At 64.5% G+C, this 15,663-nt stretch carries 16 protein-coding genes; 6 read left to right on the forward strand and 10 right to left on the reverse strand.

Translation table 11 applies throughout. The annotated features are described in order from the left end of the window. Window position 1: 1 nt before the first annotated feature. Window positions 2-943, reverse strand: a complete 942-nt coding sequence (locus tag J1C52_RS00150) for an alpha-E domain-containing protein (protein ID WP_227425891.1) — start codon at window positions 941-943, stop codon at window positions 2-4. Window positions 944-947: 4 nt separating this feature from the next. Then, a complete protein-coding gene (locus tag J1C52_RS00155; protein ID WP_227425892.1) occupies window positions 948-2,372 on the reverse strand; it encodes a circularly permuted type 2 ATP-grasp protein in 1,425 nt (474 codons plus the stop codon). Between the two features lie 294 nt (window positions 2,373-2,666). Between J1C52_RS00155 and J1C52_RS00160 the strand changes: the two genes are divergently transcribed. The 3 genes from J1C52_RS00160 to phoB all read left to right on the forward strand — a co-directional run bounded on the left by J1C52_RS00160 (window position 2,667) and on the right by phoB (window position 5,166). Further along, a complete protein-coding gene (locus tag J1C52_RS00160) occupies window positions 2,667-3,698 on the forward strand; it encodes an ATP-binding protein (RefSeq protein WP_227425893.1) in 1,032 nt (343 codons plus the stop codon). A gap of 61 nt (window positions 3,699-3,759) precedes the next feature. Continuing rightward, a complete protein-coding gene (gene phoU, locus J1C52_RS00165; RefSeq protein ID WP_227425894.1) occupies window positions 3,760-4,467 on the forward strand; it encodes a phosphate signaling complex protein PhoU in 708 nt (235 codons plus the stop codon). A gap of 6 nt (window positions 4,468-4,473) precedes the next feature. Next, the gene (gene phoB / locus J1C52_RS00170) at window positions 4,474-5,166 is read left to right on the forward strand and encodes a phosphate regulon transcriptional regulator PhoB (RefSeq protein WP_227425895.1); all 693 of its coding nucleotides are present in this window, start codon (window positions 4,474-4,476) and stop codon (window positions 5,164-5,166) included. A gap of 9 nt (window positions 5,167-5,175) precedes the next feature. Here the strand turns inward: phoB and J1C52_RS00175 are convergent, their stop codons facing one another. The 7 genes from J1C52_RS00175 to J1C52_RS00205 form a co-directional block, all read right to left on the reverse strand. Further along, complete coding sequence (locus J1C52_RS00175; protein WP_227425896.1) at window positions 5,176-6,195, reverse strand: MBL fold metallo-hydrolase; 1,020 nt, start codon at window positions 6,193-6,195, stop codon at window positions 5,176-5,178. 71 nt (window positions 6,196-6,266) lie between these two features. After that, the gene (locus J1C52_RS00180; protein WP_227425897.1) at window positions 6,267-6,875 is read right to left on the reverse strand and encodes a DedA family protein; all 609 of its coding nucleotides are present in this window, start codon (window positions 6,873-6,875) and stop codon (window positions 6,267-6,269) included. Beyond that, window positions 6,872-7,222: a hypothetical protein gene (locus tag J1C52_RS00185; RefSeq protein WP_227425898.1), complete on the reverse strand. Its 351-nt coding sequence runs from the start codon at window positions 7,220-7,222 to the stop codon at window positions 6,872-6,874. The genes J1C52_RS00180 and J1C52_RS00185 overlap by 4 nt, the downstream gene beginning before the upstream one ends. 22 nt (window positions 7,223-7,244) lie before the next feature. Continuing rightward, window positions 7,245-9,395, reverse strand: a complete 2,151-nt coding sequence (gene selD / locus J1C52_RS00190) for a selenide, water dikinase SelD (protein ID WP_227425899.1) — start codon at window positions 9,393-9,395, stop codon at window positions 7,245-7,247. Between the two features lie 174 nt (window positions 9,396-9,569). Next, window positions 9,570-10,508: an HNH endonuclease gene (locus tag J1C52_RS00195; RefSeq protein WP_227425900.1), complete on the reverse strand. Its 939-nt coding sequence runs from the start codon at window positions 10,506-10,508 to the stop codon at window positions 9,570-9,572. Window positions 10,509-10,663: 155 nt separating this feature from the next. Then, window positions 10,664-11,500 (reverse strand): MBL fold metallo-hydrolase, encoded by an 837-nt coding sequence (locus J1C52_RS00200; protein ID WP_227425901.1) that lies wholly within the window; start codon window positions 11,498-11,500, stop codon window positions 10,664-10,666. 72 nt (window positions 11,501-11,572) lie between these two features. Beyond that, window positions 11,573-11,878: a DUF6476 family protein gene (locus tag J1C52_RS00205; RefSeq protein ID WP_227425902.1), complete on the reverse strand. Its 306-nt coding sequence runs from the start codon at window positions 11,876-11,878 to the stop codon at window positions 11,573-11,575. On the opposite strand from J1C52_RS00205, the gene J1C52_RS00210 reads away from it, so the two are divergent. Then, on the forward strand, window positions 11,844-12,914 hold the full coding sequence (locus J1C52_RS00210; protein WP_370633212.1) for an RluA family pseudouridine synthase: 1,071 nt from the start codon (window positions 11,844-11,846) through the stop codon (window positions 12,912-12,914). The two genes, J1C52_RS00205 and J1C52_RS00210, sit on opposite strands and share 35 nt — an antisense overlap. A gap of 89 nt (window positions 12,915-13,003) precedes the next feature. Continuing rightward, entirely contained in the window at window positions 13,004-13,900 is an 897-nt protein-coding gene (rpoH, locus tag J1C52_RS00215) for an RNA polymerase sigma factor RpoH (protein WP_227425904.1), read from the forward strand. Window positions 13,901-14,025: 125 nt separating this feature from the next. Here rpoH and J1C52_RS00220 read toward each other — a convergent pair whose 3' ends face one another. Continuing rightward, the gene (locus J1C52_RS00220; protein ID WP_227425905.1) at window positions 14,026-14,250 is read right to left on the reverse strand and encodes a DUF1674 domain-containing protein; all 225 of its coding nucleotides are present in this window, start codon (window positions 14,248-14,250) and stop codon (window positions 14,026-14,028) included. Between the two features lie 73 nt (window positions 14,251-14,323). Here J1C52_RS00220 and J1C52_RS00225 point away from each other — a divergent pair, with 73 nt between their 5' ends. Beyond that, on the forward strand, window positions 14,324-15,592 hold the full coding sequence (locus J1C52_RS00225; protein ID WP_227425906.1) for an RsmB/NOP family class I SAM-dependent RNA methyltransferase: 1,269 nt from the start codon (window positions 14,324-14,326) through the stop codon (window positions 15,590-15,592). Window positions 15,593-15,663 lie beyond the last annotated feature (71 nt).

The raw sequence follows: 15,663 nt of genomic DNA on the forward strand, positions 1-15,663 counted from the left end.
CTCACTCGTAGAAGCGGAAATCAATCTCGACCTGGCGGGCGATTTGCCCCAGTTGGCCAAGGATATCCTCGATAAACTCGTGCAGGCCGCGCTCGAACACGGCGGCGATGTCGTGGCTCAGATATTGCCGTTCCAGATGATCCACCATCGCCATGGACGGCAACTGCCCCTCTACCCCACGATGCAGGTAGCTTAGGTTCGAGCGCAGCTTGCCGATGCAGAAGGCCAGCGAGCGGGGCATCCGCTTGTTGAGCACCAGGAATTCCGTGATCTCTGCCGGGCCGCCGCCCGCGCCGTATTCCATGCGGAAGCCACCCCGCGCAGAAACGGCGCGCAGAATGGTTTCCCATTGCACGTTGTCCAGCGACGTGCCGACGGCGCTGACAGAGGGCAAAAGCACGTAATATTTCACGTCCAGAATCCGCGCGGTGTTGTCGGCGCGTTCCAGAAATGTGCCAAGGCGCACGAAATCATAGATTTCGTTGCGCAGCATGGTGCCATGGGTCATGCCGCGCACCAGCGAGGTGTGCTGGCGCACCTCGCGCAGCACTTCGGGCAGGTCGCGCTCGGACACCTTGCGCGCCAGCATCTCTCGGATTTTCATATAGGCCGCGTTGGTCGCGCCCCAGACCTCGCCGGTCAGCGCCGTGCGCACCAGCCGCGCATTGTGGCGCGCGGCCTCGATGCAGGACAGCACAGAAGACGGGTTCGCCTTCGCGCGCAGCATCCAATCGACCGCGGCGTCGCGCGTCACCGCCTCGTATTCTTCGTCAAAGGCCGATTTCACGCCACCCGCTTGCAGGATAGAGGTCCATTCGGCATCCCCCGCTTCCAGCCGCGTCAGCGCGATGCGCTGACCGGCTTCGATCAGGCGAGCGGTGTTTTCGGCGCGTTCCAGATAGCGATACATCCAGAACAGGCCACCTGCGGTTTTACCTAGCATCGCGTTACTCCTCCAGCACCCAAGTATCCTTGGTGCCCCCGCCTTGGCTGGAATTCACCACCAGAGAGCCTTTCTTCAGCGCCACTCGCGTCAACCCGCCCGGCGTGATCTTCACGCCCTCGGGGCTGACCAGAACGAAGGGCCGCAAATCCACATGGCGCGGCGAGAGGCCCGAGCGCGCGAAAATTGGCACGGTCGACAGGCTGAGCGTGGGCTGTGCGATGTAATTGCCGGGCCGCGCTTTCAGCTTGTCGCGGAAGGCGGCGATTTCCTTCTTGCTGGCGGTCGGCCCGATCAACATGCCGTAGCCGCCGGAGCCATGCACTTCCTTGACCACCAGATCGGGCAGATTGTCCAGCACATAGGCCAGATCATCGGGTTCCGAGCAGCGCCATGTCGGCACGTTTTGCAGCAAAGGCCGCTCGCCGGTGTAGAATTCGACGATGTCAGGCATGTAGCTGTAGATCGCCTTGTCGTCCGAAATGCCCGTGCCCGGCGCATTGGCGATGGTGATCCCGCCCGCGCGATACACATCCATGATCCCCGGAATGCCCAGCGCGCTGTCGGGGTTGAAATTCAGCGGGTCCAGAAACTCGTCATCCACGCGGCGATACAGAACATCGACCGGCGTATAGCCGCGCGTGGTGCGCATGGCGACGCGACCGTCGATCACGCGCAGGTCATGCCCCTCGACCAGTTCCACCCCCATCTGGTCGGCCAGAAAGGCATGTTCGTAATAGGCCGAGTTGTAAATGCCGGGGGTCAGCACCGCGACCACGGGCTTGTCGGTGGTCATGTTTGGCGCACAGGCCGCCAGCGAGCGGCGCAGGTCGATGGGGTAATTCTGCACCGGGCGCACCCGGTTGCGCGAGAAGAGTTCAGGGAACATCTGAAGCATCGTCTCGCGGTTTTCCAGCATGTAGCTGACACCCGAAGGCGTGCGCGCATTGTCCTCCAGCACGAAAAACTCGCCCGGACCGGTGCGCACAAGGTCGATGCCCACGATATGCGTATAGACCCCGCCCGGCGGTTGCACGCCGATCATCTGCGGCAGATACGCCTCGTTGCCGGAAATCATTTCTTCCGGCAGACGCCCCGCCTTCACGATTTCGCGGTTGTGGTAAATGTCGTGCAGAAACGCGTTGATCGCGCGCACGCGCTGTTCGATCCCGCGTGACAGCTTGGTCCATTCATGCCCCGAGATGATGCGCGGAATGATGTCGAAAGGGATCAGCCGTTCTTCGGCTTCGGCCCGGCCATAGACGTTGAAGGTGATGCCGGTCAGGCGGAAAATTTCCTCGGCTTCGCGCTGCTTGGCGCGCAATCGAGAGATGTCTTCTTCCGCGAACCAGTCATGAAAGCCCTGATAGGGTTCGCGCAGGGTTTCATCCTGCCCCCACATTTCGTCAAAAACCGGCTTTTCACCCATGCCTTACCCCTTTTGCGACCGGGGCGGGCCGCGATACGGCCCTGTCCCAAGTCGAATGTTCACCAGCGCAACAAGGTTGTAAATGCCCCGCGCCCGTGTTTTCGGGCTGCGCCTTTCCTTGGCGAAGCCTGCCCGGTTTTTGGGCATTCGTCAAAGCGAAGCTTGGCGCGCGGGCCGCAAAGGGCGGGTGACAGCCCCCTGTCAGCCCGAACATTCACGGCCCTTTGTCGTGAAACTGTTACAATTTTTCATGAAACAGTTGCACAATCCCCCCTCGCGCCCGAAGAACGTGCCATGTCGCCATCCGCCTTTACCGCCCTGCTGGAAGCTTTTAGCGAACCCGTGCTCGTGGTGCGCGAGACTGGCACGGTGCAAACCGCCAACAGCGCCGCGCAAGAGCTGTTTGGAAAGCGCATTCTTGGCGCGCAACTGCGCGCGATCCTGCGCCAGCCAGAGGTGACGGCCCTGCTGGAGCGCATGATCGACGGCGCCGAGCAGGGCTGCGCGCCCTATGCCACCTCTGACGCCAGCAGCGAACGCCACTGGAAGGTGACGGCCCGCCGCATGGATGCCGACACATTCATCGTCAGCCTGCGCGACACGTCGGACCTTGAAGCCGCCGAAGCGCAGCGGCGCGATTTCGTGGCCAATGTCAGCCACGAGCTGCGCTCGCCCCTGACCGTGCTGGCGGGGTTTCTGGAAACGCTGCAAGGGGCTGCGGCGCATGACCCCGATGCGCGCAGCGAATTCCTGCGTATCATGCAGGCCGAAACAGAGCGGATGACCGGGCTTGTGTCGGACCTTCTGTCGCTGTCGCGGGTCGAGGCCAGCGCCCGCATCCGCCCGCGCGACCCTGTGGCCATCGACATGGTGCTGAACGCGACGCTCGCCGCCTTGCGCCCGCAGATCGAACAGGCGGGGCTGGAGGTCGTGCGCGACCTGCCCGACGACCTGCCGCCCGTGCCCGGCGATTACGACCAGCTTGTGCAGGTCTATCACAACTTGATCGAGAACGCGCTGAAATACGGGGCCGATGGCGGCAAGATCGAAATCGCTGCCCATGTCGTGCCGCGACTGCCGGGGCTGGACGGGCCGGCGCTGCGCGTGGCCATCCGCGACCATGGCGAGGGGATCGACCCGATCCACATCCCCCGCCTGACCGAACGCTTTTACCGCGTGGACCGCGCCCGCTCTCGCGAAAGCGGCGGCACCGGGCTGGGGCTGGCCATCGTGAAACATATCCTTGGCCGCCATCGCGGGCGGCTGATTATTCGCAGCCATCCCGGCGAAGGCTCTACATTCGAGACTATTCTGCCGTTAAGCTGAGATTTGTCACACGACCGTCATATCGTGGCGCTACCCCTTCCGCACCGAAAGGACCAGACCGATGAACCCGCATATCGTCACCTCATTCGACAAGGATCTGGAAGCGATCAACCTGAGTGTCCTGAAAATGGGCGGACAGGTCGAAGCTGCCATTCTGGAAGCCGCCCGCGCGCTGGAAACCCGTGACGAGGAACTGGCCCAGACCGTGGTCGATGGCGACAAGGCCATCGACGCGGCGGAAGAGAATATCAACAATCAGGTCGTGCGCCTGCTGGCGCTGCGCCAGCCCCAAGCGGGCGATCTGCGCACCGCCGTGGCGGTGATGAAAACCGCGGGCGATCTGGAACGTCTGGGCGATTATGCCAAGAACATGGCCAAGCGCGTGCCGGTTCTGGCCAGCAGCCCGATGATCGAAGGGGCGGCGGGCGCGTTGCGCCGCCAGGCCCGGCTGGTCGGCCAGATGCTGACCGACATGCTGGACGCCTTCGCCCGCAACGACACCGAACTGGCGCGCGACGTCATCGCCCGCGACGTCGAGGTCGATGACATGACGAACGCCCTGTTCCGCGAATTCATCACCCATATGATGGAAGACCCCCGCAACATCACGCCCTGCCTGCATTACGTGTTCATCGCCAAGAATATCGAACGCATGGGCGATCTGGTCACGCATGGCGCGGAAAACGTCATCTTCGTTGCAGAAGGCAAGACCGGGATCGAGCGTGACAAGGGGCATTCCACGGCGACCATTACCGCACCCAGGGACTAAGACCACATGGCAGACGCAGACACGCCGCTGGTGCTGATCGTCGATGACGAAGCCGCCCAGCTTGCCCTTCTCAGCTACAACCTGAAAGCGGCGGGCTTCCGCATCGCGACCGCCAAGGACGGGGACGAAGCGCTTCTGGCGGTGGCTGAACAGGGGCCGGACGTGATCTTGCTGGACTGGATGCTGCCGCGCCTGTCGGGGCTGGAAGTGTGCCGCCAGATCAAGGCCACCGGCGCGGGGCGCGATGCGGCGGTCATCATGGTGTCGGCCCGGTCAGAGGAATCGGACCGAGTGCGCGGCTTGGAAACCGGCGCGGATGACTACATCGTCAAACCCTATTCGGTGGCAGAGTTGATTGCGCGGGTGCGCGCGAACCTGCGCCGCCTGCGCCCGACCGCCGCCGGTCAGGCGCTGGAAGTAGGCGACATACGGCTGGACCCCGACACCCACCGCGTGACGCGTCAGGGGCAGGTGCTACATCTTGGCCCGACCGAATTTCGCCTGCTCGGCGCGCTGATGGAACGCCCCGGCAAGGTCTGGACCCGCGAGGCGCTTCTGGACCGCGTCTGGGGCCGCGAGATCTATATCGACACGCGCACGGTCGATGTGCATGTGGGCCGCTTGCGCAAAACGCTGCTCAGCCAAGGCGGCGAAGACCCGATCCGCACCGTGCGCGGCGCGGGTTACGCGATGGGCTGACGCACGGCCCTAGCCGCCGCAGACCGTCACCGTTTCCCCAATGTCCCAATCCATGGGCTGCGGACCGCCTTGGGTGCCGCTGGCCAGAAACCGCGCGCGGATCTCTGTGGGCGGGGTGGGGCTGAACTGGTAGGTGCCCCAATGATAGCCCAGCACGCGCCCCGCCTGTAGCTGGCGGGCGATCTGCATCGCGCCTTCGGGGTTGGTCTGGACATCGGCGAAGAACGGCTCTGGCGCGAAAGCGCCGATGGGCAGTACGGCAAGGCGCACCGGCCCAAGACGGTCGCGGATCTCTGAAAACACCTCTCCCTGCGCGGTATCGCCCGCCACGAACAATGACCGTGTGCCCGCGTTCAGCCGGTAGCCATAGGCCTTTGTGCGGATGAACCCCAGCACGTCGCGCCGTCCGTAATGCACGGCGGGCACCGGGATGATTTCCAGATCGCCCAACTGGCGCGGTGCCCAAAGCGCCAGCTCGGACACGGCGCGAAAACCTAAGTCTTGCGCTTCAGCCTTCAGCCCCGGCGGGGTCAGCAGTTCCGCATCCGGGTAGGCGCGCGCGATCGCAGACAGGGTGCGCATGTTGTAATGGTCGTGGTCGGCATGGGTAATCAGGACGGCATCCACCCGGTCCAGCCGCAAGTCTGGCGCGGGCGCGATCCGGCGTGGCCCGCCCAGCAGCGGTATATCCAGCCGCTCGGTCAGGATCGGGTCGATCAGCACCGACTTCCCACCCAGCCGCACCAGAAGCGCCGCGTGTCCCAGCCATGTCACCGTGCCGTCGCGGCGTGCCTCGGGGCCAAGCTGAAAGACCTGCGGCGCGCCGTTTGTGTCGAACACGCCCATCACCGACCCGGCGGCAACGGTTGCGATACCCGCCGCGCGGCACGGGTCGGGCAGAACGGGCTCCGAGGCACGCGGCCAGCCCGCACCCTGCGGCATGGCACAGGCCAGCAGCGCCACGAGGCAGCCCATGGCAAGCGCCACGTTCCGCAGCTGTGCCAAGGCGAAAAGCTGAAATGATCCCACGGCGCCCTTTTCCCTTCAACTGGCAGGATCGGGGCGAAAAGGATGCGCGTCAAGCACTTACCTTGGCCGGGCTAGTGCGCGCGCCTGTGCCGCCTGTGCCGCACCCGCGCCAGCAACAAAAACGCAAGGGCCAGTCCGACACCCAAGGCCAGCACAAGGCCAGACCAGTCGGCCAAGAGCGCGCTCACGCTTTCAAGCCGCGCGGCAAAGGCATAGCCCAGACCCACATAGGCCGCGACCCAGATCGCCTCTCCCAAGGCGTCCCAAAGGGTGAAACGCGCGCGCGGCAGATGTGCGGCCCCCGCGATCAGGTTCACCCATGGCCCCAGCGGCGCAAAAAGCCATGTCGACAGGAACACCCCCATGCTGCCATGGCTGCGGACGCTGGCGCGCCCCCGCGCAATGAGCCGGGCGCGGGCTGGGTGGCTAGATAGCCGTTCCAGCAAGGGCGGGCCGCCCCAGCGGCCAAGTTGGTAGCCGGTCTGATCGCCCAGCACCGCCGCGCCCCAAGCCGTGGCCAGAACCTGCCACAGCACGAAATCGCCAGATGCCGCGAAGGCCCCCGCCCCCAGCATGACCGCAGAGGTCGGGATCGGCAGCGCAAGACAGGACAGAAAGGCCGAAGCCCCGACCACCCAAAGCCCATAGGTCGAGACGAGGGAAAACAGCAGGTCCGTCACGGCGCACGCTCTGCCCGGTGCGCCGCGATCGCCGCGCGCAGATCGTCCAGCACCTGCTCAAGCGCGATGCCCTGCCCCTGCGCGATCTCGTCCAGCGTCACGCGCCGGCCCAGCCCGTCCTCCAGCGGGGGCAAGGCCTGTTGCACCACGTCCGGCGGCACATCCCATGAATGCGCGATGAAGCGCGGGGTCATCCAGCCTTCAAGCTGCGGGTCGACCGGCAGCGTGCCCCAGTGCCAGACCGCAAGGCCAAAGCGAATGGCAAAGACCAGCGCGACCAGAAAGGCCACCAGCATGGCCAGCGTCAGCCACGGCGCGCGCCGCCACAGGGTCTTTAGTCGGGGCATGGGCGTTGCCATGGGACCGGTCCTATTCGCTTGCGGCGACGACTTGGCCAATGGCGCAAGCGGGCACACCGGCCTTGGTAAGCGCGGTCAAGGTTGCGTCGGCCTGCGGCGCGGGCACCGCCGCCAGCAAACCCCCACAGGTTTGCGGATCGACCAGCAGCGCGTCAAGCGGGCCGTGCCACTCGGGGCGCAGCGCCGCGCGGTTCGCGGGCGCAAGGGTCGAGTGCACGCCCTGCGCCGCCAGCCCATTGGCCCCGTCAAGGACAGGCAGCGCATCGTGATCGAGCGTCGCCGTCAGCCCCTCGCCCAGCATCTCTGCCAGATGGCCCGCCAGCCCGAAGCCGGTCACGTCGCTCATGGCGCGCGCAACCGGTGCCAAGATGACCGCGTCTTGCCCCATGGGCCGGGCCATGCTGGCGATGCACGCCTGCCAGACCGGCCCCAGCAAGCCCGTCTTTGGCCGCACAAGCTGCATCTCCGCCGCAAGGATTATGCCGGTGCCCAAGGGCTTGGTCAGGATCAGCACGTCGCCCGGCTCTGCGCCCCGTTTGGGCACGGGCTGGGCGCAGGTGCCGGTCATGGTAAAGCCCACCGTCATCTCGGCCCCCATAGTGGTATGCCCGCCCGCCAGCACCGCGCCTGCCGGGCCAAGCACCGAGTTTGCGCCTTCCAGCACCTCTGTCAGCACCCGTTCCTGCAAGGCGTCGGACAGGCGCGGCAGGATGATCTGCGCCAGCGCCAGTTGCGGCGCGGCCCCCATGGCCCAGACATCGCCCAAGGCATGGATCGCGGCCAGTTGCCCCATCAGCCACGGGTCGCTGACAAAGGCGCGCAGATGGTCGGTGGAGAGCACTTGCGCGCCATCCGGCCCGCGCAGCACGGCTGCGTCGTCGCCCGGTGCCAGATCGCCCCCCGCCCCCGGCAGCCGCGCCAGCGCCCGCCCAAGCGCGCCCGCGGGAACCTTTGCCCCGCAGCCGCCGCACATGGGCTTCGCGCCCATGACCGCACCCAGATCGCGCGGGCGCATCTCGGGCAGTTTCGGCGCGGGCATGGGCGGATAGTCGCGGAACTTGGCCATGAAGCGTTCGTCGATATCGTCCTTCAGCCGCCACAGCCACGCGCCGCCGCCGCGCAGCCCGAATTTCTCGGCCAGCGCCCGCTTGTCCCCCAGCGAGGCGAGCTTCAGGTAATCGCGCTGCGGCTGGTAGCGGCGCAGCGGCGCACCCGCCGCCCGTGCGCGCAGGTTGTGGAACAGGAAGGGCGCCTCTCGCACCGCAAAGACCCCGGCCTTGGGACGCGGCGCATGGGCGAGATGCGCGCAATCGCCCACGGCAAAGATGTCGCGGGCCGAAGATTCCAGCGTCGGCCCGACCGTGATGAAACCCTCATGCAGGTCCAGCCCCGTCTGTTGCAGCCAGTCCTGCGGGCGCGATCCGGCAACCGACAGGGTGAAATCGGACGGCAGGCGCGTGCCATCGTCCAGCACCACGCCGTCCTTGTCGATCCGCGCGGGCGATGCGTTCAGATGCAACGCCACGCCATAGTCACGCAGCGCCGCCATCATGCTGGCGCGCGCCTTGGGCCCCATATTGCCCAAGGGTTGGGCATTGCGGTCCACCACCGTGATGGTGGGCCTGCGCCCGGTCTGGCGCATCCGGTAGGCCTGCGCCAGCGCCAGTTCCACACCGCCCACACCGCCGCCGATGATGACCAGGTTGGGCGCGCCGGGCGCGGTTTGCAGGAACTCTTCCCACTTTGCAGCATAGCCGCCCAAGGGTTTGGCGCTGACACCGTGGTCGGTGAAGCCCGCGACCTGCGGCAGGTCGGACGTGATGCCGATGTCGATGGACGCAATGTCGAACGCCACCTGCCGCCCGCTGGCGAGCGTCACGGTCTTGCCCACGGGGTCAAGGCCCACGGCGCGGTCAAGGATCACCTCAGCGCCTGCGAAACGGCACAGGCGGACAAGGTCGATCATGATCTGGTCAATGGTGTAATGGCCCGCGATGGCACCGGGGAGCATGCCCGTATAGGGCGCGATGGGGCTGGGGTTGATGACCCGCAGCCGCACCCCCGCCATGGGCTTCATCCCCCATTGCCGCAACACCAGCGCATGGGCATGACCACCGCCGATGAGCAGGATGTCACGGGTTTTCGGGAAATCTGTCTGCATGTCCGGCCCCTTGGGTTTGGGTATGCTTACGCCTGATGGGGGACATATGCGAGGGGCGGAATGTCACAAGAGGGGGATGGGGGGCGGGGCGGGGCTAATGTCTCCAAAGAGGACCTTGCGGCCTTTCATCCACGCTTTCGACGTGATGAGTTGCGATCACTCTGGGCGAAAGGATCACCACCCATCGATCCATATAATCTGTGGTGGAACTGTAGTATTTTTGAAAAAATCAGGACATATAATTTCCTGAAAATCACAAAGAACAACTGCGGGACCGATGCTTCTATGCTGCAAGCGGTCAGCTATTGGTTCGCCTAGCTCTAGCGCCTTTACAGATACTTTTTCAAAGCTTGTTGTAGCAGGATGCCGCATCTTGGAGTTTGGGAGGATCACAATATGATCGTAAATCTGTGCGACGGGAAAATAATCTACATCAAAGCGCATGAAGCCTAGAGTTGGGTTGATAGATCGACCCAAGTCATTATAGATTAAAAAATTCCAACTTGCTATGTCTTCATCTGGGCACATGATTTGTTGTCTTACGATATTGTAGATGGATTGAAATACGAATGAGTATCCAAAATGCTTAAACCATAACCCATAAGCTGCGGTTAAAAAACCAACTCTGAGTCTTTGTTCATTTTCAAAGACAGGTATTTTTGTTGTTATGGTTACGCTCGATATGTTCTCCCCCCGCGAAAAAGCACTGTAGTCGGTTGGGTTGGATCGATTTTTATCAGCATGAAATATGAGCTGTTTTTGTTCACCAATACTTAGATGGCCACTGATTTTTAACTTTCCTGATTTCAAAGTAGTTTTTTGTTTCTTTGGGTCCTGATGAAATGGAGCCTTCCCTTCGTTGATCTCTATCCAGTCAGAGAGACACCGTGTTTGCTTTCCGCCAAAGAAGCTGTTGCAGCTTTTGCACAGGAATGTTGTTGTCTTACCACCCCTTGACTCGGGAATAATGTGCTCTTCGGTAATATCTTTGCTTTCAATGCTATAATAGTTCAAGCAAGTTGGACAGCAAAACTCCCACTGTTTTTTCTGGTCAAATCGCGCCAACTCTTGCGCCACTTCTCGCAAAAATCTATTTTGTGGGGCCTTTGGCAAAAGTCTTCTCGTATTACACTGTGATCCGATAGTCTTTTCTACCTGAAATGATCTGTAAAACATAGTGCCATTGTGGCTGTGACGGTCAGCTCTAACTCAAAACAGACGTTCACCCAACCGCCCGCGACGGCCGTGGCGCGGCTCTGCACAAACCCTCACACACCCGGCACCAGCTTGAACCCAAGCCCCTCGCGCTTCAACCGGTTGAACGCGGGCGATAGGAAGTGCCCGCCGGTGAACAGCGCGCGGTCGGCGTAGATTTCTTCCAGAAGCTGCCTGCGCGTATCCCGCGCGGTGTTCATGTCGATGTCGAACGCAATCGCCACATCCGGGTCCGCCAGTTGCAGCGCGGGCGCGTGGACGATGTCTCCCGCGTGAATGAGCATTTCACCGCCCGACTCCAACCGCCAACCCGCGTGCCCCGGCGTATGGCCCGGCAGGTCCATGAAGCTCAGCCCCGGCGCAACTTCGGACCCGTCCCGCGCCATCACCAGCCGGTCGTCATAGGCCGCCAGCACCGCCTGCGCCAGTTTCGCCCAATCGGCGATCCCGGACAAGGCGCGCTGGAAATGCGCGTCATCGGACCAGAAGGCGCGGTCGGCTTCGGTCACGTGCAGGGTGGCGTTGGGGAAGACCGCCGCGCCATCCGCCGTAATCATCCCCGCCACATGGTCGGGGTGCAGGTGCGTGGCCATCAGCGTGTCCACATCTTCAGGCGCGACGCCGAGTTCCGCCAATCCCTCGGCCAGAAAGCCACAGGTCGGCCCGAACAGGTCGCGCGGCCCCGCATCGGCCAGAATGGTGCGCCCGCTCATGCGGATCAGGACGGCGTTGAAATTGGTCTCGATCTGGGTCGCACCGGCGTCTGAGAGCAGCGCGCCGATCTGCGCTTCGTCGGTTTCGGGGAACAGGTCGGGCGTGAAGGTGGTCGCGCCATCGGTGATGATGCTGACCTGTGCGTCGCCGATGGTTTGGGTGACGGTGCGGCTCATGGCTCCTCCGGGGGTGTCTTTCGCCCCATGGTAGTGGGCGCGCGGCAGCGCATCAATCCCGCTCTTGCCCGCTCAGGGCAGCGCGATGCGATGGGCCAGCGCGCCCGTGGCGCGGTCGAACAGCAGGATTTCGCCCTCGGCCAGCACCAACACCCAGTCGCGCGCCAAGGTCACGGCTTCTGGCGAGGTGCCCTCGGGCAGCGCGACGCTGTCCGGCAGGGCCAAGGGGGCGGGCGCCTGCGACAGGCGCGCCACCAGCAGCCCCACGATCAGCACCAGCCCCGCGATCATCACCGTCGTTAAAATCACCACCAGCCGCTTGACGAAGCGCACATCGGGGGGCATGGCGAGGTCTTCACCGTCTGGGGGCATGGACATGGCAGAGGCACCTTTCACCGAATTGCAGGTCGTGATCGCAGCCGACCCGCCTGCCCGGCTTGATAAGGCCTTGGCGCGCGATGTGCCAGAAGAAGCGGCGCTGTCGCGCTCACGGCTGGCGCGGATGATTGCCGAGGGCTGCGTGTGGCGGGCGGGCCGCGTTCTGGATGACCCGCGCGCGAAAGTGGCCGAGGGCGAGGTGCTTGTCCTGCGGCTGGAGGCGGCGGCAGAGGTCGAGACCGTCGCACAAGAGATCGCTTTGGACGTGATCTATGAAGATGACGCGCTGATCGTGGTGAACAAGCCCGCGGGCATGGTCGTGCACCCGGCCCCCGGTTCGCCTGACCGCACGCTTGTGAATGCGCTTTTGCACCATTGCGCCGACAGCCTGTCGGGCATTGGCGGCGAAAAGCGGCCCGGCATCGTGCACCGCATTGACAAGGACACGTCGGGCCTGCTGGTCGTGGCGAAGTCGGATCATGCGCATCACCACCTGGCCGCGCAATTCGAGCGCCACAGCGTGATGCGGCGCTACCTGGCGCTGGCCCATGGCCTGCCCGATGCGGGTGATCCGCGCCTGCGCGGCGTGCGCGGCGCGAGTTTCGAGGCCGGGAATATCCTGAAACTCACCTCGCAACTGGCCCGGCACAAGACCGACCGGCAGAAACAGGCCGTGGTCTGGTCGAACGGGCGGCACGCGGTCACGCGCGCACGGGTGCTGGAAGCGTTCGGCACGCCCCCGGCCCTGTCGCTTTTGGAATGCTGGCTGGAAACCGGGCGCACGCACCAGATCCGGGTGCACCTGGCCCATGCCGGTCACGGGCTTGTGGGCGACCCGGTCTATGGCGGGCGACGCAAGCTGTCAGAGGCCGCCTTGGGCGCGCAGGCCGTGGCGGCGGTGGCGGCTTTTCCGCGTCAGGCGCTTCATGCCGAAACCTTGGGCTTTGAACATCCCGACACGGGCGAGATGCTTGAATTTCACGCCCCCCTGCCCGAGGATATGCAAAACCTGATCGACATACTGCCCCGCGCCTGAGCGATTAACGCTTTCGTGACGCTTTGTTGCAATACTTGCACGCGCGGGGGGCGGTCCCTATTTCTGACGGCCACAGAGGAGAGTTTCGCATGAGCAGCTACGCAAATCTGCCGGCCCCAAGCCCGGAACAGGGTCTGAACCGTTATTTGCAGGAAATCCGCCGCTTCCCCATGCTGGAGCCGGAACAGGAATACATGCTCGCGAAACGCTGGGTGGACCATCAGGACACCGACGCGGCGCACCAGCTTGTGACCAGCCATCTGCGGTTGGCTGCCAAGATCGCCATGGGCTACCGGGGCTACGGGCTGCCGCAGGCAGAGGTGATTTCAGAGGCGAATGTGGGCCTGATGCAGGCGGTCAAGCGCTTCGACCCGGAAAAGGGCTTTCGTCTGGCCACCTATGCCATGTGGTGGATCCGCGCCAGCATCCAGGAATATATCCTGCGGTCGTGGTCGCTTGTGAAGCTGGGCACGACCAGCGCGCAGAAAAAACTGTTCTTCAACCTGCGCAAGGCCAAGAACCGCATCGGTGCGCTGGAAGACGGCGATTTGCGGCCGGAAAACGTGGCCAAGATCGCCCATGACCTGAACGTGACCGAGGAAGAGGTCATCTCGATGAACCGACGCCTGTCGGGCGGGGATTCGTCGCTGAACGCCACGGTCGGCACCGAAGAGGGTGCAGCAAGCTGGCAGGATTGGCTGGAAGATGAGAATGCCAACCAGGCAGAGGACTATGCCGAGCGCGACGAACTGGACCTGCGCCGCGAATTGCTGGCAGAGGCGATGGATGCGCTGAACGACCGCGAACGCGACGTTCTGACCCAGCGCCGGCTGAGCGATGACCCGGTCACGCTGGAAGATCTGTCGCAACGCTACGACGTCTCGCGCGAGCGCATCCGCCAGATCGAGGTGCGCGCGTTCGAGAAACTGCAAGCACGGATGCGCACGCTCGCGCGCGAAAAGGGCATCGTGGTTCCCGTAACGTAAGCGCCCTGAAAGCCTCGGATCGTGGGACGGAAACGCGCGCCCGCGAAAGACGCATATAACAAAAGCCCGCACTGGCCTTTGCGGGCTTTATTTGTTTGCAGGCACCGCCCCGGCACCGACAACGCTCAGAAATCGACCGCGATGCCCTTCTTCTCCCAATCGCCATAGCGCACGGGTTCCGGCCCCTTGCGCCCGCCCAATTCACGCGGCAGCGCCAGCTCTTGCGCGGCGGCGCGGCGGGCGTCGGCCTCTGCCAGCGCCCGCTGGGCGGCTTCGGGCAGCGTGGCGCGGCGGGCGGCTTCGTCTTCCGGGCTCAGGGGTTCGGGCGCGATCTCGGGCTGGTCGGGCATGTCTGTCAGGGTCGCTCTGCTTGTCTTGTCCTCTGGCGTGATATACCGCAGCGGCACAAAAGGACAAGAAACCATGGCCGATACCCTGCCCTCTCACGCACCCCGCACCGCTGCCCATGCGCTTGTCATGGCGGTTGTGACCGAGGGGCGCAGCTTGGCCGAAGTGCAGCCGCAGGCCTTCACGTCCCTGCCGCCAGAGGGGCAGGCCCGCGCCGCGCGGCTGGCGCTGGCAGGCTTTCGCCATATGGACCGCGCCGACCACCTGCTGCGCGCGCCCCTGCGCAAAACCCCGCCCGACCCGGTGCTTTGGGCCTTGCGGCTGGCGGTGACGGAAATGGGCGCGATGGGCGCGCCTGCGCATGGCGTCATTAACGATACGGTTGGGATGCTGAAACGCAGCCAGCCGAAATTCGCAAGTCTTGCCAATGCCGTGCTGCGCCGCGTGGCAGATACCCTGCCGCAAGACTGGGACGCCGCCCCACCCCCGCGCCTTCCCGGCTGGCTGCGTGGCGCGTTGCAAAACGCCTATGGCACCGCCGTGACCCAAGCGATCGAGGCCGCGCAGGAAGCCATCCCGCCCTTGGACCTGACCCTGCGCGGCACCCGGCCCGACGGGTTGGAAGGCGTCGCGCTTCCGACCGGCAGCCTGCGCCTGCCGGCGGGCCAGCAGGTCAGCGCGCTGCCGGGCTATGCCGAGGGGGCCTTCTGGGTGCAGGATGCCGCCAGCGCCCTGCCCGCGCGCTGGCTGAGCGGGCATAAACGCGTGCTGGACCTGTGCGCCGCGCCGGGCGGCAAGACCATGCAGCTTGCAGCCCTTGGCGCGGATGTGACCGCGCTGGACGTGTCGGACGCGCGGCTTGCCCGCCTGCGCGCGAACCTGAAGCGCACAGGTCTGGCCGCCCAGATCGTCTGCGCCGATGCGCTGACATGGACGCCGGACCAGCCCTTCGACGCGGTGCTGCTGGATGCGCCCTGTTCGGCCACCGGCACCATGCGCCGTCACCCGGAATTGCCGCTTCTGAAAACCAAGGACGGGCTGCGCGAGTTGCGCGCGTTGCAGGCGGCGCTTTTGGACCGGGTGCTCGAGCCCGCGCAGGGCGTGCTTAGACCGGGCGGAGAAGTGGTCTATTGCACCTGCTCGCTTTTGCCCGCCGAGGGGGAAGAACAGATCAAGGCCGCGCTCGCACGCCACCCCGGCGCGCGCTTGGTGCATCGGCCCATTCCGGGCCTGCCCACCGCGTGGCAAAGCCCCGATGGGCCGATCCGCACGCGGCCCGATTACTGGCCCGATCTGGGCGGGCTGGACGGGTTCTACATGGCGCTGTTGACTGTGCCGCAATAGCGCCATGGGCGGTGACAGCGAAGCGCACAGCCTGTATGCTGCCCCCAAGGGCGAGAGGCACGCCCAAGACA

Origin of the sequence: Roseibaca sp. Y0-43, assembly GCF_020667835.1 — a bacterium.
Lineage (GTDB): Bacteria > Pseudomonadota > Alphaproteobacteria > Rhodobacterales > Rhodobacteraceae > Roseinatronobacter.